This is a genomic window from Rhizobium sp. SVR5-9E (assembly GCF_056755095.1).
Window position 1 is genome coordinate 1 of sequence record NZ_JBNDHS010000292.1, and the last position, 346, is coordinate 346.

Consider the following 346-nt stretch of genomic DNA (forward strand, 5'->3'; position numbering starts at 1 on the left):
TCTCCATACAGCTCATCAACAATTCGTTAAGCTGGCTTCAATTCAATGGGAAATCAATGCAGGAAGAAGGTGGTAATATATTAGATATAAAACTAACAGCTGAGGATATTAACCAGATTAACACGCTGCTTACTTATGCGCAGACAAAAGGTATAATACCTGATGTTTTGGAGCTGGCACCGATGAAGCCTTTTAACCTGCAACCTGTACAATATACATTCCAGACGACCACACAATGGCAGACTTCCGGAGCGCTGAATTTACCTTACGGCTCTCCCGGCGGTCAAAGTAACGTATCTCCGCTTATCTGGCAGTTCCCTTCAGGCCTGCTTAACCAGCTGGCATT

General features: G+C 44.2%; 1 protein-coding gene. It reads left to right on the forward strand.

Annotation, left to right across the window (positions count from 1 at the left end; translation table 11 throughout):
* Positions 1–56: 56 nt before the first annotated feature.
* Positions 57–346 (forward strand): hypothetical protein (locus tag ACPYOJ_RS34850; RefSeq protein WP_481420303.1); only part of this gene is annotated, 290 nt, incomplete at its 3' end.